This window comes from Acidimicrobiales bacterium (genome assembly GCA_035533595.1).
Taxonomy (GTDB): Bacteria; Actinomycetota; Acidimicrobiia; order Acidimicrobiales; family Bog-793; genus DATLTN01.
Window position 1 is genome coordinate 15,538 of record DATLTN010000028.1, and the last position, 21,552, is coordinate 37,089.

Consider the following 21,552-nt stretch of genomic DNA (forward strand, 5'->3'; position numbering starts at 1 on the left):
AACAGGGTGCCGGCGCAACGGGAGTGGTTCGAGACCGATTACTACAAGGTCCTCGGCGTCGCCGCGGACGCGGGCGAGAAGGAGATCACCCGCGCCTACCGCAAGCTCGCCAAGCAGTACCACCCCGACGCGAACCCCGGCTCGGAGGAGCGCTTCAAGGAGATCAGCGCCGCCTACGACGTCCTCGGTGACGCCGACAAGCGCAAGGAGTACGACGAGGTCCGCAGGGTCGGCGCCGCGGGGAACCCCTTCGGCAACGGCAACGCCGGCTTCAACTTCAAGGTCGAGGATCTCACCGACCTCTTCGGTGGCCTCTTCCGCCCCGGCAACGCCGGCGGCATGTCGCGGCGGCGCTCGGGAGCGGGGCCGCAGCGCGGCATGGACACCGAGGCCTCGCTGCACCTCGCCTTCGACGAGGCGGTCGAGGGCGTCGTGACGACGGTGAACGTCGCGACCGGCGCGACCTGCGCGACCTGTGCGGGCTCGGGCTCACGCCCCGGCTCGACCCCTGTGGTCTGCCCCCGCTGCGGCGGGAGCGGGACGCTCAACGACAACCAGGGCCTCTTCTCCCTCTCCTCTCCCTGCCCGGAGTGCCGCGGCCGCGGCACCAAGATCGTCGACCCCTGCCCGACCTGCATGGGGACCGGGATGCAGCGCAAGGAGCGCCAGGTGAAGGTGCGCATCCCGCCCGGCGTCGCCGACGGGGCGCGCATCAAGGTGAAGGGGCGCGGTGAGCCCGGGCGCAACGGCGGCCCCGCCGGCGACCTCTACGTCACCGTCAGCGTCGCCGAGCACCGCCTCTTCGGGCGGCGCGGCCGCGACCTCACCCTCAACCTGCCGATCACCTTCGCCGAGGCCGCCCTCGGTGCCGAGGTGACGGTCCCCACCCTCGACAAGCCCGTGACCCTGAAGATCCCCGCCGGCACCAAGAGCGGGAAGACCTTCCGCGTCCGCGGCCGAGGCCTGCGTGCGCACGGTGAGCAGGGGGACCTGCTCGTAACCGCCGACATCACCGTGCCGGCGGAGCTCTCCGAGGAGGAGCGCCAGGCGCTCAAGTCCTACGCCGAGGCGACGAACGAGTCGCCGCGCAAGCACCTCGAGACATGACCGCCATGAGCCAGCCCGACGAGTACGCCCCCTCGACGCGGGCCGTCTACGTGATCTCGGTCGCCGCCGAGCTGGCCGGGGTGCACCCGCAGACGCTGCGGATCTACGAGCGGCGGGGACTCCTCGAGCCGACGCGCACCTCCGGCGGCGTCCGCCGCTACTCCGAGGCCGACATCGCCCAGCTGCAGCGGATCCAGCTGCTCACCGCGGCCGGGATCAACCTCGAGGGGGTGCGGCGGGTCCTCGCCCTCGAGGAGGAGATCGCCCGCCTCGAGAGCGCGCTCCAGCGCACCCGCGCCGAGGCCCGCGCGGCCGTCGAGCAGACGCACCGCCAGTACCGACGGGACCTCGTCCCCTTCCCGGCGAGCCTCCCGGTCCGGCGACGGGCCGGCAGGTGAGCCACGCAACCGCACGCGACACCCGAACCTGAGCAGTAGGAGAACCACAACGACATGGCGCTAGACCCGAACCGCTGGACGCTGAAGACCCAGGAGGCGCTGCAGGAGGCCTCCCGCCTCGCCGAGAGCGACCACCACCCCGAGGTGACCCCCGCGCACCTCCTCCTCGCCGCGCTCGGCCAGGACGGCGGGGTGACCGTGCCGATCCTCGACCGCCTCGGCGTGCCGCCCCTCGCGGTGCGCAACGACCTCACCGACCGGGTGGCGAAGATCCCCCAGGCCTACGGCGGGGGACGCCCCGAGCTGTCGCGCGCGCTGCTGGCCGCCTTCGAGCGCGCCGAGGCCGCGCAGCGCGACCTCGGTGACGAGTACCTCTCCGTCGAGCACCTGCTGCTCGCGCTCGCGGACGACCTCGGGGTCGACCGCGACAAGCTGCTCACGGCGCTGCGCGAGGTGCGCGGCAGCCACCGCGTCACCTCCCAGAACCCTGAGGAGCAGTACCAGAGCCTCGAGCGCTACGGCCGGGACCTCACCGCGCTCGCGCGCTCGGGGAAGCTCGACCCCGTCATCGGGCGCGACGAGGAGATCCGCCGGGTGATCCAGGTGCTCTCCCGTCGGACCAAGAACAACCCGGTGCTCATCGGGGAGCCCGGCGTCGGCAAGACGGCGATCGTCGAGGGACTCGCGAACCGCATCGTCGAGGGGGACATCCCCGAGGGGCTGAAGAACAAGCGGGTGATTGCACTCGACCTCTCGGCGATGGTCGCCGGCGCGAAGTACCGCGGCGAGTTCGAGGAGCGGCTGCGCGCCGTGCTGAAGGAGATCACCGACTCCGAGGGCGAGGTCGTCACCTTCATCGACGAGCTGCACACGATCGTCGGCGCGGGCGCCGCCGAGGGAGCGATGGACGCCGGCAACATCATCAAGCCGATGCTCGCCCGCGGCGAGCTGCGGATGATCGGCGCCACGACCCTCGACGAGTACCGCAAGCACGTCGAGAAGGACGCCGCCCTCGAGCGCCGCTTCCAGCCGATCTACGTCGGCCCCCCCTCGGTGGAGGACACGGTCGCGATCCTGCGCGGCCTGAAGGAGCGCTACGAGGTGCACCACGGGGTGCGCATCCAGGACGCCGCGCTCGTCGCCGCGGCGGTCCTCTCGGACCGCTACGTCTCGGGGCGCTTCCTCCCCGACAAGGCGATCGACCTGATGGACGAGGCGGCGAGCAAGCTCCGCATCGAGATCGACTCGATGCCCACCGAGCTCGACATCGTCACCCGTCGCATCCGCCAGGTGGAGATCGAGCGGGTGGCGCTCGCCAAGGAGAGCGACCCGGCCTCGATGGACCGCCTCGGCAAGCTCGACGAGGAGCTCGCCAACCTGCACGAGCAGGAGACGGCGATGACCGCCCACTGGCAGCTGGAGCGGGACGCGATCACCTCGATCCGCGACCTGAAGGGCCAGCTCGAGTCGCGCCGCGGCGAGGCCGAGCGCTATGAGCGCGACGGCAACCTCGGTGCCGCCGCCGAGATCCGCTACGGCGAGCTCCCCCAGCTCGAGCAGCAGATCGCCGACGCCACAAGTCGGCTAGCGGAGCTGCAGAGCAGCCAGCGGATGCTGAAGGAGGAGGTGGACGCCGAAGACATCGCGGAGGTCGTCTCCCGCTGGACCGGCGTGCCGGTCTCGCGCCTCATGGAGGGCGAGGTGCAAAAGCTCATCCGCATGGAGGAGGTCCTCACCCAGCGGGTGATCGGGCAGGACGCGGCGGTGCACCACGTGGCGAACGCCATCCGCCGCTCGCGCTCGGGGCTGTCGGACCCGAACCGGCCGATCGGCTCGTTCCTCTTCCTCGGCCCGACCGGCGTCGGCAAGACCGAGCTCGCGCGGGCGCTCGCGGAGTTCCTCTTCGACGACGAGCGGGCGATGGTGCGCATCGACATGAGCGAGTACCAGGAGAAGCACACCGTCGCCCGCCTGATCGGGGCGCCCCCCGGCTACGTCGGCTACGAGGAGGGCGGCCAGCTCTCCGAGGCCGTCCGCCGCCGCCCCTACTCGGTCGTCCTCCTCGACGAGATCGAGAAGGCGCACCCCGACGTCTTCAACGTGCTGCTGCAGGTCCTCGACGACGGCCGCCTCACCGATGGCCAGGGGCGCACGGTCGACTTCACCAACACCGTGCTCGTGATGACCTCGAACCTGCAGGGCGAGCCGATCGACTACTTCAAGCCGGAGTTCGTGAACCGCATCGACGAGATCATCCGCTTCCGCTCCTTGAGCCGTGAGGACATCACCAAGATCGTCGAGATCCAGCTCGAGGACCTGCGCAGCCGTCTCGAGGCCCGCCGCATCACCCTCGAGGTCACCCCCGAGGCCAAGGCGCTCCTCGCCGAGCGGGGCTACGACCCCGACTTCGGCGCCCGCCCGCTGAAGCGGGTCATCCAGCGCCAGCTCGGGGACACCCTCGCCCTCGCGCTGCTCGAGGGTCGCTACCCCGAGGGGTCGGCGATCCAGGTCGGCGCCCACGACGGCGAGTTCATCTTCGGCTGAGCCTCCTCGCGGGCAGCGCCAGGCCCCGCGGTAGCATCTCGGCCCCAACACGAAGGGAGAACGGTGCCCGCCACCGTCGTCGTCGGAACCCAGTGGGGTGATGAGGGCAAGGGCAAGCTCACCGACCTCCTCGCGAAGGACATGTCGCTCGTCGTCCGCTACCAGGGCGGTCACAACGCGGGCCACACGATCGTCGTCGAAGGGGAGAGCTTCGCCCTGCAGCTGATCCCCTCCGGGGTCCTCTACAGCCACACCACGCCGGTGATCGGCAACGGGGTCGTGGTCGACCCCGCCGTGCTGCTCGACGAGCGCGACGCCCTCGAGGCGCGCGGCGTCGACACCAGCCGCCTCGTCGTCTCGGGCAACGCCCACCTGATCATGCCGTACCACTACGAGCTCGACCGGGCGACGGAGCGGGCTCTCGGGAAGAACCGCCTCGGCACGACCAAGCGCGGCATCGGCCCCGCCTACGCCGACAAGGCGGCGCGCATCGGCCTTCGCGTCCAGGACCTGCTCGACGAGAAGATCTTCCGACAGAAGCTGGCGATCGCGATCCGCGAGAAGAACGCGGTGCTCGCCAAGGTCTTCAACCGCCTCGCCCTCGACGAGGAGGAGATCGCCACCTACTACCTCGGGGAGCTCGCGCCCCGCATCGCGCCGATGATCGGCGACACCGTGGCCCTCGTCCACGAGGCCCTCGACAACGGCGAACAGGTGATGCTCGAGGGCGCGCAGGCGACCTACCTCGACCTCGACCACGGCACCTACCCCTACGTCACCTCCTCGAACCCGACCGCCGGCGGCGCCTGCGTCGGCTCGGGCATCGGCCCGATGGACATCAGCCGCGTCGTCGGTATCGCCAAGGCCTACGTCACCCGCGTCGGCGCCGGCCCCTTCCCGACCGAGGTCGAGGGCGAGCTCGCCGACCTGCTCGTCGAGCGCGGCCACGAGTACGGCACGAACACCGGCCGCCGCCGCCGCCCCGGCTGGCTCGACCTCGTCATGCTCCGCCACGCGGTGCGGCTGAACTCGATCTCGGAGATCGCGCTCACCAAGCTCGACGTGCTCTCGGCGCTCCCGACGGTGAAGCTCTGCGTCGGCTACGAGGCCGACGGCGAGCGCCTCACCCGCCTCCCGTACCACCAGTCGGTGCTCCACCACGTGACGCCGGTCTACGAGGAGTTCCCCGGCTGGCAGGAGGACCTCACCCGGGTGACCTCCACCGCGGACCTCCCGGCCGCGGCCCGTGACTACGTTTCGTGCATCGCCGAGCACTGCGGCGCCCCCGTCTCGTTCGTCGGTGTGGGACCCGGCCGCGAGCAGTACGTCCGCTTCGCCGCCTGAGGACCGGCGCGGCGCGCCCGCTCGGGATCCGGTCACCGGGGTCGGGCGAGGCGGTACGTTGAGGAAGTGAGCGTCCCCCACGCCCGCAGCGCGACGAGACGAGATGTGAGGCCATGATCCCCCGCTACTCCCCCCCGGAGATGGCGGCGCTGTTCACCGACGAGGCGCGCTTCTCGCTGTGGCTCGAGGTCGAGGTGCTGGCAGTCGAGGCCTGGGCCAAGCTCGGCGTCATCCCCGCGGCGCACGCCGAGGCGGTGCGCGAGCGCCAGCCGCTGGTGGACGCTGAGTTCGTCGTCGCGGTCGCGGCGCGCGAGGCGGTCACCGACCACGACGTGGCGGCCTTCGTCGACGTCGTGCAGGAGCGCATCGGCGCGCCGGAGGGCTCGTGGGTGCACCACGGCCTCACCTCGACCGACGTCGTCGACACCGCGCAGTCGGCGACGCTCGCGCGCGCGAGCGACCTGCTGCTCGAGGCGTCGAGCGGGCTGATCTCGGCGCTGCGCGACAAGGCCCGCGAGCACGCCGCGACCCCGATGGTCGGTCGCACCCACGGCATGCACGCCGAGCCGACGACCTTCGGGAACGTCCTCGCCCTCTACTGCCTGCAGGCCGACCGGGACCGCACCCGACTGCGCCGGGCCCGCGACGCCGTCGCCGTCGGCAAGCTCTCCGGGGCGGTTGGCACGTACTCGAACATCGACCCCGAGGTCGAGGCCTTCGTCTGCGGCGCCCTCGGCCTCGTGCCCGTCCCCGCGACCCAGGTGCTGGCGCGCGACCGTCACGCCGAGTACCTCTACGCGCTCACCTCGGTGGGGGCGACGGTGGAGACGATCGCCACCGAGTTTCGCCACCTGCAGCGCAGTGAGGTCGCCGAGGCGGAGGAGCCCTTCGCGAGCGGCCAGAAGGGCTCCTCGGCGATGCCCCACAAGCGCAACCCGATCACTTCCGAGCGGCTTGTCGGCATCGCGCGGGTGCTGCGCGGCTACCTCGTCGCCGGCCTCGAGGACGTCGCGCTCTGGCACGAGCGGGACATCTCGCACTCCTCGGTCGAGCGCATCGTGCTCCCCGACGCGAGCCTCCTCGCCTACTACGGGATGAAGCGGATGACCCGTCTCGTCGCCGGCCTCGTCGTTCGCGATGAGCGGATGCTCGAGAACCTCCTCACCGGCAGCTACGGCCTCGTCTTCTCCCAGCCGGTGCTGCTCGCCCTCGTCGCCGGGGGCCTCACCCGCGATGCCGCCTACCGCATCGTGCAGCGCGACGCCCGCGCCGCCTTCGAGGGACGACACCCCTTCACCGAGGTGCTGCGCGCCGACGGCGAGCTCCTCGCGGCCCTCGGGGAGCGCACCGAGGAGGTGCTCGCCGAGGCCTTCGACCTCGAGCGCGCGCTCCGCCACGCCCACCGCAGCATCGACGCACTGGAGGAGATCGAACCTTGAGCATGCAGGCCACCTACTCGGGGAAGGTGCGCGACGTCTACGACCTCGGCGACGGCCGCCTTCTGATGGTCGCGTCCGACCGGATCTCTGCCTTCGACGTGGTCTTCGCCCAGCCCGTCCCCGACAAGGGACGCGTGCTCACGGCGATGACCGACTACTGGGTGTCGGAGCTCGCCGCCGTCGTCCCGACGCACCTCATCACCACCGACCCCGCAGCCTTCCCCGACGCGGTGGCCGGGATCGCCGACCTGCCGGGGCGGGCGATGCTCGTGCACCGCGCGGAGATGCTGCCGATCGAGTGCATCGTCCGCGGCTACCTCTCCGGCTCGGCCTGGAAGGAGTACTCCGAGAAGGGCTCGATGCACGGCACACCGCTGCCCGCCGGCCTCTCGGAGTCCTCGCAGCTCCCCGAGCCGGTCTTCACCCCCTCGACCAAGGCGACCGAGGGCCACGACGTGAACATCTCCTTTGAGGAGGCCGCCGCCCTCGTCGGCGAGGAGGCCGCGGGGCGGGCCCGCGAGATCTGCCTGGGCGCCTACGCGCTCGGGCGCGACCGCGCCGCCGCGCACGGGATCATCATCGCCGACACCAAGTTCGAGCTCGGCTACATCGACGGCGAGCTCGCGATCTGCGACGAGATCCTCACCCCGGACTCCTCGCGGTTCTGGCCGATGGACGAGTGGCAGCCGGGCGCGACGCCCCCCTCCTTCGACAAGCAGCCGGTGCGCGACTGGGCGGAGTCGACCGGCTGGGACAAGGCCTCCACGCCGCCGACGATCCCCGACGAGGTCGTCGCCGCCACCCGCGCCCGTTACATCCAGGCCTACGAGACGATCTCGGGACGGCGGTTCTCCGACTGGTGGGGCTCCGAGTGAGCCCCCGCCGGTGACGGCCTACACCTGTCACGTCGAGATCCGCGGCCTCGAGGGGATCGCCGACCCCGCGGGACGGACGATCGAACGCGCCCTCCCCGCGCTCGGCTTCTCGGGGGTGAGCGGGGTGCATGTCGGGAAGGTGATCTCCTTCGTCCTCGAGGCGGCGGACGAGGCCGCGGCGCGCGCCGAGGTCGAGCAGATGTGCGCGCAGCTGCTCGCCAACCCGGTGATCGAGCGCTCCGAGGTGCAGGTGCGTCTGCTGGGAGCCCAGTGAGCGCTGCGGTCGGGGTCGTCGTCTTCCCGGGGACCAACTGCGAGCACGACGTCGTCTCGGCGCTCGGCCACCTCGGCGCCGCCCCCCGCCTCGTCTTCCACACCGAAGGCTCCCTCGAGGGGTTGGACGCGGTGGTCGTCCCCGGCGGCTTCGCGCACGGTGACTACCTGCGTCCCGGCGCGATCGCCCGCTTCTCGCCGGTGATGGAGGCGGTGGGGCGCTTCGCCGCGGGGGGTGGGCCGGTGCTCGGGATCTGCAACGGCTTCCAGGTGCTCACCGAGGCGGGGCTGCTGCCGGGCGCGCTGATGCGCAACGACGGCCTGCGCTTCCTGTGCACGACCGTCGAGTGCCGCGTCGAGTCCGCCGCCTCGGCGCTCACCGCCGACCTCGAGGCGGGGACGCTGCTCCGCCTGCCGATCAACCACTACGAGGGCAACTACACCTGCGATGCCGGCGAGCTCGCGCTCCTCGAGCGCCGCGGCCAGGTGGTCCTCCGCTACCTCGACAACCCGAACGGCTCGACCGGGTCGATCGCCGGGGTGGCCAACGAGGCGGGCAACGTGGTCGGGCTGATGCCCCACCCCGAGCGGGCGAGCAACCCCCTCCTCGGCTCGGCGGACGGCCTCCCCCTCCTCGCCTCCTTCCTCGCCGCGGCCGCGGTCCCCGGGCGCCGGTGAGCGGCGCGGCGCTGCACCGCGAGCTCGGCCTCACCGACGACGAGCTCGAGATGATCGTCGCCCGCCTCGGGCGCCGGCCGAACGACCTCGAGCTCGCGATGTACTCGGTGATGTGGAGCGAGCACTGCTCCTACAAGTCCTCGCGGATCCACCTCGGCCGCCTGCCGACCGAGGGGCCGCGCGTCCTCGTCGGCCCGGGGGAGAACGCCGGCGTGGTCGACGTCGGCGAGGGGATCGCGATCGCGCTCCGCATCGAGAGCCACAACCACCCCTCCTTCGTCGAGCCCTACCAGGGGGCGGCGACGGGGGTGGGGGGGATCCTGCGCGACATCTTCACGATGGGGGCGCGCCCGATCGCGCTGATGGACCCGCTCTTCGTCGGCCCCCTCGACGACGGCCGCAGCGCCTACCTCCTCGAGGGGATCGTGCGCGGCATCGCCGGCTACGGGAACGCCGTCGGGGTGCCGACGGTCGGCGGGCAGATCACCTTCGACGCGAGCTACCGCTCCAACCCGCTCGTGAACGTCTTCTGCCTCGGGGTGCTGCCCGTCGGGCGCCTCGTCCTCGGGCGTGCCCAGGGCGTCGGCAACCTCGCCGTCCTCCTCGGCTCGCGCACCGGCCGCGACGGGATCGGCGGCGTCAGCGTGCTCGCCTCCGCCGGCTTCAACGAGGACTCGGGGGCCAAGCGGCCGAGCGTGCAGGTGGGTGACCCCTACGAGGAGAAGCGCCTCATCGAGGCCTGCCTCGCGCTCCTCGACGAGGGCCTCGCCGTCGGCATCCAGGACCTTGGCGGCGCCGGCCTCACCTGCGCGACCTCCGAGACCGCGGCGCGCGCCGGTCTCGGGATGGACGTCGACGTCGAGGCGGTGATCCGCCGGGAGGCGGGGATGAGCGCCGTCGAGGTGATGACGAGCGAGAGCCAGGAGCGGATGCTCGCGATCGTCACCCCCGAGCACCTCGCCCGCGTCGAGGAGCTCTGCGCCCGCTGGGAGGTAGAGGCCTCGGTGATCGGCACCGTCACCGAGGCGGGCGCCGACGGGGTGGGGCTGCTGCGCATCCTCGAGCCCTCGACCGGTAGCGTGCTCGCGACCGTCCCCGCCCGCTCGCTCGCCGACGAGGCACCCCGCTACGAACGCCCGCTCGCCCCCGCCGCGCCCCCCGCGGGCGAGGACCCGGAGGGCCTCGACGTCGCCGGCCGCCACGACGAGGCGCTGCTCGCGATGCTCGCCGACCCCGCCTTCATCTACTCCCAGTACGACCACCAGCTCTTCTTGAACACGGTCCTCGGCCCCGGGGAGGCCGACGCGACGCTGCTCCGCCTCGGCGGCCCGGGCATCCCCGAGACAGAGCGCGCCCTCGCGCTCTCCTGCGACGCGAACCCCCGCTGGTGCGCGATCGACCCGCGCGCCGGGGCGGCGGCCACCGTCGCCGAGTCGGCGCTCAACGTCGCGCTCGTCGGCGCGACACCGCTCGCCCTCGTGAACTGCCTGAACTTCGGCAACCCGGAGCACCCGAGCGTGATGTGGCAGCTCTCCGAGGCGATCGACGGCATGGCCGAGGCGTGCCTCGCGCTCTCCATCCCCGTCGTCGGGGGCAACGTCTCGCTCTACAACGAGTCCGACGGCGCGGACATCGACCCCACTCCCGTGGTCACCGTGGTCGGCCTCCTCGAGCGCCTCGCGGCGCGCCCGCCGGCGATCGGCTGGTGCGGCGGGGACAGCGTGCTCGTCCTCGGCGAGCGTCGCCGCGGCCTCGCCGGCTCGCTCTTCGCCCGCAACCACGGCCGCCCCGGCGGCCGCCTCGAGACCCTCGACCTCGCCGCCCACGAGCGCCTCTGCAGCTTCGTCGCCGCGCTCGTCGCCGCCGAGGCGGGCGAGGAGCCGACCGGCCTCGTGCACGGGGCGCACGACTGCTCGGAGGGCGGCCTCGCGCTCGCGCTCGCGGAGATGGCGGCGCGCTCGGGGATCGGCCTCGTCGCGGAGGGGGTCGAGGGGACCGGTGAGCTCTTCTCCGAGGGCCCCTCGCGCGTCCTGCTCGCCACTGCACGTCCCGACGAGCTCCTCGATCGCGCGCTCGGCGCGGGGATCCCGGCGCGCCTCATCGGCCGCGTCGGCGGCAGCCGGCTCGTCGTCTCCGGCATGGTCGACCTCGAGGTGGAGGCGCTGCGCGCCGGTGCCGCCCGAGCGATCGCCGGCGCGCTCGGCACCACCGCGCAGTAGGGCGGGCCGCCGCCGCGGCGGTCAGTGGTAGCGGGTGGCGGCGAGCGCGGCGACAAGGATCGCGATCAGCCCGCCGAGGGTGTACCAGTTCGTCGGGCTCGCGGGGAGCGCCGCCACGTAGTTCAAGATGATCGTCGCGATGCCGAGGAGGAGCAGGCCGAGCAGCACCCACGGGTACCAGCGGGGGCTCCGCCGGACTTCGCGGGGGATCGGCGGTGTGTAGCGCCCCGAGGCGGGCCGCTTCGCGGTCCTCCTACCGCTGCCCGACTTCGTGCGCGCTGCCATGGCGCCCACGATACCCACCTCCCGCTCCGGGGGGCTCCCGGAGCGGGAGGTAGCTTTGGGCGATGCCGAGCCGGGTCGTCGTCATCGACAACTACGACAGCTTCGTCTACAACCTCGTCCAGTACCTGGGTGAGCTCGGCGCCGACCCGCTCGTGGTCCGCAACGACGAGGTCGACCTGGACGGGCTGCGCGCCCTCGAGCCCGACGGCCTCCTCGTCTCCCCCGGCCCCGGCCGCCCCGAGGACGCCGGCATCTCTTCGGAGGCGATCGTCGCCCTCTCCGGCGAGGGCCTCCCGGTGCTCGGCGTCTGCCTCGGCCACCAGTGCATCGGCGAGGCCTTCGGCGGGAGCGTCGTGCGTGCGCCGGCGATCATGCACGGGAAGACCTCGATGATCCACCACGACGGGACGGGCCTCTTCGCCGGCCTACCCGACCCCTTCGAGGCGACCCGCTACCACTCGCTGATCGTCGCCGAGGACTCCGTGCCGGACTGCCTCGTCATCTCGGCGCGCAGCGAGGAGGGGCTGGTGATGGGACTTCGTCACCGCGAGCTCCCCGTGAGCGGGGTGCAGTTCCACCCGGAGTCGATCCTCACCGCCGTCGGCCACGAGCTGCTCGGCAACTTCCTCGCCTCGCTGCACGCCCGCGCGCGCTGAGCCCGTCGGCGCGCCGCCGTCGCGGCGGTCGGCTCAGCCCGGCCCGCTGATGGGGAGGGTCGAGGTGGTCGTCGTCGAGGTTCCGGTGTTGCCCGGCAGCGACGTCGTCGTGGTCGTGGAGCCGCCGACCAGCACGTAGAGGCGGTAGAAGACCTCGGTGTTGGGGGCAACCTGCCCGCCGGCCGCGACCGGCGGGTTGGTGTTCGTCCGCTGGTACCAGACCTGGCCGGTGAGGTTCGAGTCGGTGGTCCCCTTGGGGGCGCCCTTCACCGGCAGGAGGCCGGCGTTGCGGATCGCCGCCTGGGCGTTGCTGTCGGAGAGGCCGATGACGTCGGGGACCGTGTCGCCGGCGCCGCTCGAGACGACGAGGTTCACCGCGCTGCCCTGGGCCACCTGGGTGCCGGCGGCGGGGCTCGAGCTGATCACCGAGCCCTGCTGCACCGAGGACGAGTACTGCTGGGTCGTCGTGCCGGGGGTGAGCTTGGCCTGGTCGAGGAGGACACCGGCCTGGGTCGTCGTCTGGCCGGCGAGGGTCGGCACCGCCACCGTCGTCGTCTGCACGACCGAGAGGGTGATCGTCGAGCCCTTCGGCTGGATGCCGGTCTTGTCCTGGGCGATGACGAGGTTGTTCGCCTGGGAGGAGTTCGTCGGCGAGACGGTCTTCTCGGTCACCCGGAAGCCCTGCTTGCGCAGCGCCTGCTTCGCCTTCGCGAAGGGCTCGTCGGTGACGGTCGGCACGACCGCGGTCGGCACCGCCCCGGCGACGGTGAGGTTGACGGTGGTGTTGCGCTTGGCGGTGTTGGGGTAGGTCGGCGACTGCACCGTGACCGTGTTCTGGTTGGCCAGCGTCCCGGGCACGCGGCCCGCGATGTGCGGGACGAAGCCGGCGGCGCGCAGCCTGGACTCGGCGACGGGGAGGGTCAGGTGCTCGACGTCGGGCACGCGGAGGTAGTGCGGGGCGCCGAAGTAGCCGAGGGCCCGGCCGCCGAGCACGGCGGTGGCGGCGAGCGCGGCGAGCAGCACGATCGCGGCGGCGACCCAGTACGGGGTGGTCGACTTCTGCCGGTCGGGGCGGCGCGGCGTGGCCGGGGAGACGGTCGTCGCGCTGAGCAGCGCCGTCTCCTGGGAGAGGGGGACGACGGAGCCGGTGTACTCGCTCGGCACCTTGGCGAGCACCGGCTGGTGGCGGAGGAAGCGTTCGAGGTCGGCGCGCAGGTCGTCGGCGGTCGCGTAGCGCTCGCCGGGGACTTTCGCCATCGCCTGCAGGATGATCGCCTCGAGGGCAGGCGGGATGTTCGCGTTCAGCGAGCGGGGCGTCGGCGGGATCTCGCGCACGTGCTGGTAGGCGATCGACACCGGCGTGTCGCCGGTGAAGGGCGGCCGGCCGGTCGCCATCTCGTAGAGCACCACCCCGAGCGCGTAGAGGTCGCTGCGGCCGTCCACGCCGAGGCCCTGCGCCTGCTCGGGGGAGAAGTAGGTGGCGGTCCCCATCACGAGGCCGGTCTGGGTGACCTGCTCGTCGGCGCCGATCGCGCGCGCGATCCCGAAGTCCGTCACCTTCACCTGGCCGTCGGAGGTGATCAGCACGTTGCCGGGCTTCACGTCGCGGTGGACGACCCCGTGGCGGTGGGCGTAGGAGAGGGCCTTTGCGATGTCGATCGCGATCGAGGCGGAGTTCTCGGCGTCGAGGGGCGCCTGCGAACGGATGATCGCCGAGAGCGGCTCGCCATCGACGTACTCCATGACGATGAAGTAGGTGTGGTCCGCCTCGCCCCAGTCGAAGACGGGGACGATGTTCGGGTGCGAGAGGTTGGCGGCGGCCTGGGCTTCACGGCGGAAGCGCTCGACGAAGGTGTGGTCGGTGGAGAGCTGGGGGTCGAGGACCTTGAGCGCGACCGGCCGGTCGAGCAGGAGGTCGCGCGCCAGGTAGACCTGCGCGGTCCCACCACGGGCGACCTGACTCCTCAGCTCGTAGCGGCCGTTGTAAGCCGCGGGAGGGGTGCCGGTCATCGGCTGGGCAGCCTATTCAATGCCGTCTCCGATCGAACGCGGGGATGCGGGCTCACTTGGTCACCGCGAGCGCAGCGACCATCAACGTCGCGACGGCGGGCCCGGCAACGGTCGCGCCCGTCGACTCGCTGCCGCAGTTCGAGCCGCTCGAGGGGATGACGGCGGCGACGGCGACGCGCGGGGTGTCGTTCGGGCCCGCCGGACCGGTGGCGATGAGCCAGTTCGCCGAGCAGGCGCCGTTCGTCTCGGCGGTGCCGGTCTTCGCCGCGATGTCGTCGGCCGTCGGGAAGAGGCCCCTCGCGGTGCCGCTCGCGGCGACGCTCACCATGTCGGTGCGCACCTGGCTCGCGGTTTGTGAGGAGGTGGCCTGCAGCCAGGGGTGGGGCTGGTAGGAGGAGACGATGCGCCCCGTCTGGTCGACGACGTGGGCCATCACGTGCGGCGTCATCATCGTGCCGCCGTCGGCAATCGCCGCGGCGACGAGCACGTTGCCGAGCGCGCTCTGCGCGACGTTGTACTGGCCGATCGCCGAGTAGCCGGTGAGGGCGTTCGAGACACCGCCGGACTCGAGCTGGTCGAGGGGCGGGAAGACCGAGGGGACGGCGTCGGTGCCGCCGTCGAGGGCGAGGTCGACCGGGGGGGTCTGGCCGAAGCCGAAGGCCTTCGCCTCGGCGGCGAGGTTGCTCGCCCCGATCGCGACGCCGGCGAGTGCGTAGGCGGTGTCGCAGGAGACGGTGAGAATGTGGATCAGGTCGCCGCCGCACACCTCGTTGCCGAAGTTGTGCAGGAGCAGGTTCGACTGCGGGAGCTTGGTCTGGGACTCGGTCGGCCAAACCATGTTCACGAGCGAGGGGTCGCGGTCGTAGATCGCGGCGGTGGTGATCACCTTCATCGTCGACCCCGGCGCGTAGAGGGCCGCGGTGACCTGGTTGGTGAGCGGCGCCCCCTGTGCGTTGTGGTTGTTGGCGTAGGTGGTGTAGTCCTGGTTGTACGCCTGCTTGACCTCGGCGGCCGAGTGGCTCGAGAACTGGTTCGGGTCGAAGGTCGGGTTCCCGTCCATCGCGAGGATGGCGCCCGTGCGGGGGTCGATGGCGATGATCGCGCCGGGGCGGCCGCCGAGCGCCTGCTGGGCGACCTTCTGCAGGTCGTCGCGGACGCTGAGGACGACGTTGTCCGTGCCGGGCTGCTCGGTGAGGATCTGATCGAGGCTGTGCGCCTGGATGTCGTGCTGCTGCAGCTCGTGGTCGTAGAAGCCCTCGACGCCGGTCGCGGCCACGTCCACCGCGTCGTAGTAGCCGGTGACGTCGGCGAAGAGGCGAGCCTCGGGGTAGCTGCGCTGCTCACCGACGCTGTCGTTCGAGGGGGTGGACTCGGCGACGATCACGCCGTCCGCGGAGACGATGTCCCCGCGGGGCTCGGAGAACGGGTTCTTCGGGGTCTGGTCGGCCTGCGCGGTGCTCGTCGCGAGGAGGCCCGGTGCCTGCACCACCTGCAGGTTGTTGAGCGCGAGGAAGAGGAGCGCGAAGCAGAGGACGAAGACGAGGCCGAGGACCCGGATCCGACGGTCCATCTCAGTGCCCCGCCTTCGTACTCGTGGTGGCCGCCTTCGTGGTCGTCGTGGTGGGGCTCTTGGCGAGCGTCGTCGTCACCGCGCCCGTCGTCGCGGTCGGCGCGAGCGTCGTCACCGGGACGGTTGAGGTCGTCGTCGTGCTCGTCGCGCCGAGGCTCAAGAGGCCCTGCTCGTTGGTGAGGTTGGAGACGACGGTGCGCGCCCCGTCGTAGGAGGACTCGAGGACCCCCTGCCGGAGGATCGGAAGGTTCGCCGGCAGCACCTGGGAGGTCATGAGCGGGGTGTCCTCGACGAGCGTCGGGTGGAACCAGAGGAAGCCCCCCGGGCGGCCCTCGAAGATCGCGACGTGGTCGCCGGAGAGGCCCACGTAGTAGGTCGCCCGGTTGAACCAGATGACGAAGCCGGCGATCCCGCCGAGGATCGCGATGAGGACGAGGACGAAGAAGGCGACGCGCACCGTCATGATCGGCTCGTTGGAACGGCGTGCCGCCCGGCGCTCGTCGCGCGTCGGCTTCGGGGGGCGGGGCCGCTCGGCGCGCGACGGGCGGGGGGGGACCGCCCGCCGGACCCGCTCGGTCGGCGCGGTGGCGGACGAGTGCAGGCGCGGCTGGGTGGGGACGGCGGTGGTCTCGCCGACGATCCCCTCCGCGCCCTGCGGGACGGGCACGGCGACGGCCGCGGCGGCGACGGTGGCCTCGCCCGCCGCGTCGGCGCTGGGTTCCCCGTCGGCTTTGAGGTCGGCGACGACGACGGTGATGTTGTCGCTCCCGCCGTGCTCGAGTGCCTTCGCGACCAGGCTGTCGGCGGCTGCCTGCGGGTCGCGCTCGTGGGCGAGGACCTCAGCGATCTCCTGCTCGCTGCACTCGTTGGTGAGCCCGTCGCTGCAGAGCAGTAGCCGGCTGTCGGGGGCGGGGGAGAGGAGCCAGGAGTCGATCTCGACGCCGGGATCGATTCCGAGGGCGCGGGTGAGGATGTGGCGGTGCGGATGCGTGAGCGCCGCCTCGGGGGTGAGCTCGCCCCGGCGCACCATCTCCTCGACGAGGCTGTGGTCCTCGGTGAGCTGGCGGAGGCCGCCGTCCTCGAAGAGGTAGGCGCGCGAGTCGCCGACGTTCACGAGCGCGATGCGCGGCTGACCGCCGTTCTCCACGAGTGCGGCGGCGGTGAGCGTCGTCCCCATGCCTCGCAGTGCCTCGTCCCTCTCGGCGCGGGCAAAGACCTCGCGGTTGGCGACGACGGCCGCGGCGGCGAGCCCCTCGGCGCTGCGGTCCTGCTCGATGGCGCGGGCGAAGGCCTCCACCGCCGTCGAGGCGGCGATCTCCCCACCGGCGTGGCCGCCCATGCCGTCGGCGACGGCGACCACCCCGGCGGCGACGAGTGAGCGGTCCTGGTTCGAGGTGCGGACGCGTCCGGCATCGGTTGCCGCTGCGGCGATCAGCCTCGTCATGGGCCCCCCGCGCGATCGCCCCGGCTCACCGTCGAACTTCCAACAGCGTCCCGCCGACCTTCACCCGGTCGCTCCGCCGAAGGCGGGCGGGGGCCGTCAGCCGCTCGTTGTTCACGTAGGTGCCGTTCGTCGAGCCGAGGTCCTCGACCCAGACCTCACCGCTGCGGTTGAAGATGCGCGCGTGGACGAGGGAGGCGAAGTTGTCGTCCTCGAGCGCGATCACACACCCCGCCGAGCGGCCGATCGTCAGCTCGTCGGCGAGCTCGTAGGTCTGGCCGCGGCGCTCGGGTGGCTCGAGGACGCGCACGTGGGTCGCGAGGTCGCGCTCGACGCGGCGACCGCTCGCGGCCGCGCGCGCGCCGGCGTCGCTGCGCCGCGAGCGGCGGACGTCGACGAGGACCATGCGCGCCGCGTAGAGGAAGAACAGCCACAACAGGGCGAGCAGGAAGTACTTGAGGATGTCGAGCAGACCGTGGGACATGGGTGGCTAACGGGGCCGGGACTCGAAGCGGATCGCGGTGGTTCCGATCATGATCACGTCGCCGTCCTGGAGTCGGTGCTGGCGGACGGGGCTGCCGTTCACCTTCGTGCCGTTGGTCGAGCCGAGGTCGAGGAGGTAGACCACCTCGCCGTCCAGCCGGACCTGGGCGTGACGTCGTGAGGCGTTCGGGTCGTTGATCGGGATGGAGCAGTCTGGCAGGCGCCCGATGGTGAGGGTCTCCTCGCCGATGGCGATGCGCCGGTCGTCCGCCATCACCAGCCAGGCCGCTTGGGTGTCCTCGCCCTCGACGAAGGTGGCATCGATCGAGAAGGTGCTCTTCGCGAGCCCCTCGTCGGCTTCGATGGTCACCTCGACGGGCCCCATGAAGGCGTAGCTCTCGTTCTTCGCGTGCTCGCGCGCCGCGTCGACGAGCTCGTTGGCGAGCACTTTCACCAGCCCCCCCAGGCGTGCGTAGTCCTCTTTCGAGAGGTCGACCTCGAAGCAGTTGGGCGCAACGAGGCCGCGCACCGACACCGTCCGGTGAAGATCCATTTCCCGAGTGAGCCGCCGGCCGACCTCGACCGGCTGCAGCTCTCCTCGAAAGGCCTTCGCGAAGGCCCCCTCGACCAGACGCTCGAGCCGTTGCTCGAACTTCTCGAGTCCCATGGCGAACGTCAGACTACCTGGACTGCCGGGGTTTTGGTCGCCGTCGACTACCCTGGGTCGCTCAACGCTGGGCGAGTGGCGGAATAGGCAGACGCGCAGGATTCAGGTTCCTGTGTTCGAAAGGACGTGGGGGTTCAAGTCCCCCCTCGCCCACCAGTGTGATGTCGCGGGGCACAGTGCGCACCTCTCGCAGGTTCTCTGGCCGGGCTGTCGAGCTATCGGGAGGCCGCAAAACCCCGGTATCCGCGAGGAATCTCTAGCGTGAAGAGCATGCGCACCGGCAGATGGGCCCAGCGGCGACTCGAACGGCGACTCATCCGCGTGCACGCCGAGCTGGACGAGGCGCGCAGCGAGGTCACGGTGGCCGAGGAGCAGCTGGTCGCCTTCACCGATGATGCCGACGAGGCAAAGGTGCGCTCGCTCGTCAGCGAGAACCGGTTCGACGCGCAGACGGCGGACCATGCGACGCGCCACCGGGAGGTGATGCAGCGGGCGCTCGACCATGCGCGTCAACGTGTCGAGGAGCTCGCCGCGACCGAGCTTGAGCTGCTGTCCAAGCTGGAGCCCTGACGGCCGTGCCCTGCTCCGCCCGGCGTGGGTGCAGCGGCTGGCGCTGATCGCTCCGCTGCGGCTCGCCGACCACGAAGCCGGGGTCTGGCCCGAGCGGTGCACGGTGAGCGGCGCGCCGACCACGTCTTGGTCGCCCTCCCGGTGACCGAGCGAGCGGGCTGGCCCTGGCTGCTGCTGCCGATCAGCATCTGGGCCAGTGCTCGTCGCGCGCCCCTTCGCGAAGGAGGGCTCGGTCGTCCACGTGGCGATCTCTCCTTCGGCCTGGGAGCGGCACCGGCACCGGAGCTGGGCGGTCGTCGCCGTCGGAGTGGCGGGGATGGCGTTCGGCCTTGTGTTCGGGGGCCTCTCGCTCGCCCTCGTGGTCGCCCTCGTCTGTTTTTCTCTCCACGCCACGGGGGCGAACGCCGGGTGGCTCTCGGTCAGCAAGGGAGAGGGCCCCTACTTCGTCAGCGGCGCGCACCCGGCCTTCCAAAAGGCAGCGCTCGAGCTCGCCCGACTTGAAGACGACGCCCCCGCCACGATCAGGTGAGGGTCGGACCGGGCCGTCTTCCCGTGCCGCGAGCGACCGCCGGGCCGGCGGTCACGCCTCTCGCTGCGGTGGTCGCGGTGACGTCGGCCTTCGAGACGGCCCCGGCGGTTCTGGCGGTGGAGCGGGGTCGACGCCCTCGGACTCAGTGCGCAGCGTCCAGGCGCCCCCCGTCAAAGCGGTTGTCGTGGACCTTCGCGTTGACGGCGGGATAGGTCTGAAGGTCGATCGGCGCGAGGAAATTGCCGCCCGGGGCCGTCTGCGGTCCGTAGGCGGTGTCGGCTCCCCCGACGATCGTCCCGGTGATCGTGTTGTCGTGGATCGTGTCGCTGTTGCCGGTGTCGGCGATGCCGACCTGGTAACCGGTGTAGGCGTTGCCCGCCGCATCGGTGAACGGGCTGTGGTTCGTCTCGCCGTCGGTCTTGTCGATGCTGTTGCCGTGGATCTCGTTGTCCGTCGGGGTGGTGGCGCTCGCGACGCAGTTCGGGTCGGCCGAGTAGTCCCCGATCACCACCCCGCTGTCGTTGTTGGAGAAGGTGTCGTCGTGGACCTTCACTCCGACTGAGAGCGGGTCACCACAGCCCCCGTACACGAGGAGGCCAGTCGCCGACGCGAAGCCGCCGGGGCCGGTGTACTCGTTCGCCGCGACGGTGCTGCCGTGCACCTCCCCACCCGCGCCCCGGCTGATCTGGATGCCGTTCCGGGCGATGAGCGCCGTCTGGCCCCCGCCATTGACGGTGCTCCCGTCGACCTCGACGTTGCTGCCCGGGCCGTCGGCCGTGATGCCGTTCTTCTGGTAGCCCGACACCGAGGTGCCGCGGACGTTGGCGTCGCCGGCGAAGTTCACGATGTTGAAGCCACCCGAGGCGCCCGACAGGTTGGGCCAGTACCGGCGACCGATCTCGATGCCCACCCCGTACTGGCAGCCGCCGAGACTCGCCTGCGAAGCGGCCCCGATGTTCTGGACGACGTCGTTGTCAAGCGATAGGTGCCCCGGGTCGCCGGAAGCGACCTGCAGCACGCCGTAGTCGTCGCCACCGCAGCCGGTGTTCTGGAACGGCCCGGAGATCGTGAGGCCGCTGATCTCGACGTTGTCGTCGCCGATCACCGTCACCACGGCGTTCGGCGTCTGCAGCCCCTGATCGGAGAAGAACGTCGTCGGCGCGGCAGCAGATGCCGGCGCGACGATCGAGGCTCCCGCGTCTCCCGTCAGCTCGAGCGCCTTGTCCTCGATCGCGACGCTCTCGACGAAGGGCGTTGTCCCGCAGAGGTACACCTTGGCGCCTTCACGAGCGGCCGTGACAGCGGCCTCGACGCTCGTGTACGCGGCGGTCGCGCAGTTCCGGTCCGTTGCGGAGGGCGTTGCCGAAGCGCTCACATACAGCACGCGGTCGTCCCCGTGTCCGTGAGAGGACTCGGCCCCCGCGGGAGCGCCCGCGATGAGCACGGCGGCGGGGAGGGCCAACAGGGCGACGGATCGTCCCAGCAACCTGCGGCACATGGGCATAGCTGCTCCCCCAGTCCGGGCCGCCCGGCTCCGCCGCGGCGTGCCTTATATGGTGCTCCTTCGGGGGTGAAGCTACTCAGCCGCTCGAGGCGCCCGCAAGCGTCGCAGCACGCGAAAGACGACCGTTCACCCTCTACGATGACTCCGCACAGCTGGCGGGGAGGCCCTGGTGAGGGTTTCGACCAGGCTCCTGTCCCAGTGGCCCGCCCACATGCCCGGGTAGCTCAGTGGTAGAGCAGCGCACTCGTAATGCGCAGGTCGTCGGTTCAATCCCGACCCCGGGCTCCACAAAGTAGCTGCTGGACAACGATTTCTCTCCCCCAACCCTGTATCGAGTTGGCTCAGTTTCGAGAAGTTGGCGCGATACAGGGTTCCGACGCATTGCGAACGGAACGCTTGGTCGGTCGAGGCGCACGCGCGAGTCGATCAGGACGCCGTGCCTGTCCTCGAGCCGAGCACCCAGTCGTAGCGTGGAAGGCTGGCTTTGTAGCGCAGGAAGGGCCCATTTGCAGCGTCGAGACCTGCTCAGTTGTAGCGGGAGGCGTGCAAACCCCTCCCGCCTCTTAGTTGAGTCCGCCAGAGTGGTGTACGAGCCTGCGGTGACCAACTCGCGCTGAGCACCTCGCTTCGCGCCGAGCATCCCCAGGAAGCGACGACCACCGCACCAACCTTCAAACCCTGCGAAGGAACGAAGGAGAAGGTGCGATGACCGTCAACAACACAATCGGCGCGGCCGAGCTTTTACGCAAGTACCTGGAAAGCCCGATGGGTTCGGACCTGCTCGGAGAGATGGTGAAGATGGCCGCGGAGCTGCTGATGGACGCGGACGTCGACGTGCTGTGCAACGCCGCCTACGGCGAGCGCACCGATGCCCGCGAGAACAGCCGCAACGGCCACCGGGAGCGCCGCTGGGACACCCGCGCCGGCACGATCAGCCTCGATGTCCCCAAGCTCCGCCAC

At 71.4% G+C, this 21,552-nt stretch carries 20 protein-coding genes and 2 tRNA genes; 15 read left to right on the forward strand and 7 right to left on the reverse strand.

Translation table 11 applies throughout. The features are described from left to right. Nucleotides 1-6: 6 nt before the first annotated feature. The 9 genes from dnaJ (at nucleotide 7) to purL (ending at nucleotide 10,877) form a co-directional block, all read left to right on the forward strand. A complete protein-coding gene (dnaJ, locus tag VNF07_05665) occupies nucleotides 7-1,107 on the forward strand; it encodes a molecular chaperone DnaJ (GenBank protein ID HVB05717.1) in 1,101 nt (366 codons plus the stop codon). Next, a complete protein-coding gene (locus tag VNF07_05670) occupies nucleotides 1,104-1,505 on the forward strand; it encodes a MerR family transcriptional regulator (protein HVB05718.1) in 402 nt (133 codons plus the stop codon). Before dnaJ ends, VNF07_05670 begins: the two co-directional genes overlap by 4 nt. A 54-nt stretch (nucleotides 1,506-1,559) precedes the next feature. Further along, nucleotides 1,560-4,049: an AAA family ATPase gene (locus VNF07_05675; protein ID HVB05719.1), complete on the forward strand. Its 2,490-nt coding sequence runs from the start codon at nucleotides 1,560-1,562 to the stop codon at nucleotides 4,047-4,049. Between the two features lie 63 nt (nucleotides 4,050-4,112). Then, nucleotides 4,113-5,393 (forward strand): adenylosuccinate synthase, encoded by a 1,281-nt coding sequence (locus VNF07_05680; GenBank protein ID HVB05720.1) that lies wholly within the window; start codon nucleotides 4,113-4,115, stop codon nucleotides 5,391-5,393. A 113-nt stretch (nucleotides 5,394-5,506) separates the two neighbouring features. Further along, nucleotides 5,507-6,832, forward strand: coding sequence for an adenylosuccinate lyase (purB, locus tag VNF07_05685; GenBank protein ID HVB05721.1), 1,326 nt, complete (start codon nucleotides 5,507-5,509; stop codon nucleotides 6,830-6,832). Nucleotides 6,833-6,834: 2 nt separating this feature from the next. After that, the gene (locus VNF07_05690; GenBank protein HVB05722.1) at nucleotides 6,835-7,707 is read left to right on the forward strand and encodes a phosphoribosylaminoimidazolesuccinocarboxamide synthase; all 873 of its coding nucleotides are present in this window, start codon (nucleotides 6,835-6,837) and stop codon (nucleotides 7,705-7,707) included. Between the two features lie 10 nt (nucleotides 7,708-7,717). Beyond that, nucleotides 7,718-7,981, forward strand: coding sequence for a phosphoribosylformylglycinamidine synthase subunit PurS (gene purS, locus VNF07_05695; protein ID HVB05723.1), 264 nt, complete (start codon nucleotides 7,718-7,720; stop codon nucleotides 7,979-7,981). Further along, on the forward strand, nucleotides 7,978-8,658 hold the full coding sequence (gene purQ / locus VNF07_05700; protein HVB05724.1) for a phosphoribosylformylglycinamidine synthase subunit PurQ: 681 nt from the start codon (nucleotides 7,978-7,980) through the stop codon (nucleotides 8,656-8,658). Before purS ends, purQ begins: the two co-directional genes overlap by 4 nt. Next, a complete protein-coding gene (purL, locus tag VNF07_05705) occupies nucleotides 8,655-10,877 on the forward strand; it encodes a phosphoribosylformylglycinamidine synthase subunit PurL (GenBank protein HVB05725.1) in 2,223 nt (740 codons plus the stop codon). Before purQ ends, purL begins: the two co-directional genes overlap by 4 nt. Nucleotides 10,878-10,898: 21 nt before the next feature. Here purL and VNF07_05710 read toward each other — a convergent pair whose 3' ends face one another. After that, nucleotides 10,899-11,162: a cell division protein CrgA gene (locus tag VNF07_05710; GenBank protein HVB05726.1), complete on the reverse strand. Its 264-nt coding sequence runs from the start codon at nucleotides 11,160-11,162 to the stop codon at nucleotides 10,899-10,901. 62 nt (nucleotides 11,163-11,224) lie between these two features. Here VNF07_05710 and VNF07_05715 point away from each other — a divergent pair, with 62 nt between their 5' ends. After that, nucleotides 11,225-11,818: an aminodeoxychorismate/anthranilate synthase component II gene (locus VNF07_05715; protein HVB05727.1), complete on the forward strand. Its 594-nt coding sequence runs from the start codon at nucleotides 11,225-11,227 to the stop codon at nucleotides 11,816-11,818. Between the two features lie 33 nt (nucleotides 11,819-11,851). On the opposite strand, the gene pknB is transcribed toward VNF07_05715, so the two are convergent. The 5 genes from pknB to VNF07_05740 are packed head-to-tail and all read right to left on the reverse strand — an operon-like array spanning nucleotide 11,852 to nucleotide 17,989. Then, nucleotides 11,852-13,828 carry a Stk1 family PASTA domain-containing Ser/Thr kinase gene (gene pknB, locus VNF07_05720; protein HVB05728.1) on the reverse strand — a complete coding sequence of 659 codons (1,977 nt, stop codon included), beginning with the start codon at nucleotides 13,826-13,828 and terminating at the stop codon, nucleotides 11,852-11,854. Nucleotides 13,829-13,880: 52 nt separating this feature from the next. Beyond that, nucleotides 13,881-15,398: a penicillin-binding transpeptidase domain-containing protein gene (locus VNF07_05725; GenBank protein HVB05729.1), complete on the reverse strand. Its 1,518-nt coding sequence runs from the start codon at nucleotides 15,396-15,398 to the stop codon at nucleotides 13,881-13,883. A gap of 1 nt (nucleotide 15,399) precedes the next feature. Next, on the reverse strand, nucleotides 15,400-16,842 hold the full coding sequence (locus VNF07_05730; protein ID HVB05730.1) for a Stp1/IreP family PP2C-type Ser/Thr phosphatase: 1,443 nt from the start codon (nucleotides 16,840-16,842) through the stop codon (nucleotides 15,400-15,402). A 25-nt stretch (nucleotides 16,843-16,867) separates the two neighbouring features. After that, nucleotides 16,868-17,323, reverse strand: a complete 456-nt coding sequence (locus VNF07_05735) for an FHA domain-containing protein (GenBank protein HVB05731.1) — start codon at nucleotides 17,321-17,323, stop codon at nucleotides 16,868-16,870. 6 nt (nucleotides 17,324-17,329) lie between these two features. Continuing rightward, complete coding sequence (locus VNF07_05740) at nucleotides 17,330-17,989, reverse strand: DUF3662 and FHA domain-containing protein (GenBank protein HVB05732.1); 660 nt, start codon at nucleotides 17,987-17,989, stop codon at nucleotides 17,330-17,332. 69 nt (nucleotides 17,990-18,058) lie between these two features. Between VNF07_05740 and VNF07_05745 the strand changes: the two genes are divergently transcribed. From VNF07_05745 to VNF07_05755, 3 genes are all read left to right on the forward strand, one after another. Next, a tRNA-Leu gene (locus VNF07_05745) sits at nucleotides 18,059-18,145 on the forward strand. 105 nt (nucleotides 18,146-18,250) lie between these two features. Continuing rightward, complete coding sequence (locus VNF07_05750) at nucleotides 18,251-18,559, forward strand: hypothetical protein (protein HVB05733.1); 309 nt, start codon at nucleotides 18,251-18,253, stop codon at nucleotides 18,557-18,559. Nucleotides 18,560-18,755: 196 nt separating this feature from the next. Further along, nucleotides 18,756-19,088, forward strand: coding sequence for a hypothetical protein (locus tag VNF07_05755; protein HVB05734.1), 333 nt, complete (start codon nucleotides 18,756-18,758; stop codon nucleotides 19,086-19,088). A 142-nt stretch (nucleotides 19,089-19,230) separates the two neighbouring features. On the opposite strand, the gene VNF07_05760 is transcribed toward VNF07_05755, so the two are convergent. After that, on the reverse strand, nucleotides 19,231-20,361 hold the full coding sequence (locus VNF07_05760; protein ID HVB05735.1) for a hypothetical protein: 1,131 nt from the start codon (nucleotides 20,359-20,361) through the stop codon (nucleotides 19,231-19,233). A 444-nt stretch (nucleotides 20,362-20,805) separates the two neighbouring features. Between VNF07_05760 and VNF07_05765 the strand changes: the two genes are divergently transcribed. Together VNF07_05765 and VNF07_05770 are read left to right on the forward strand one after the other, a co-directional pair. Then, nucleotides 20,806-20,880 (forward strand) — tRNA-Thr (locus tag VNF07_05765). 417 nt (nucleotides 20,881-21,297) lie between these two features. Next, a partial coding sequence (locus tag VNF07_05770) for a transposase (GenBank protein HVB05736.1) occupies nucleotides 21,298-21,552 on the forward strand: 255 nt, incomplete at its 3' end.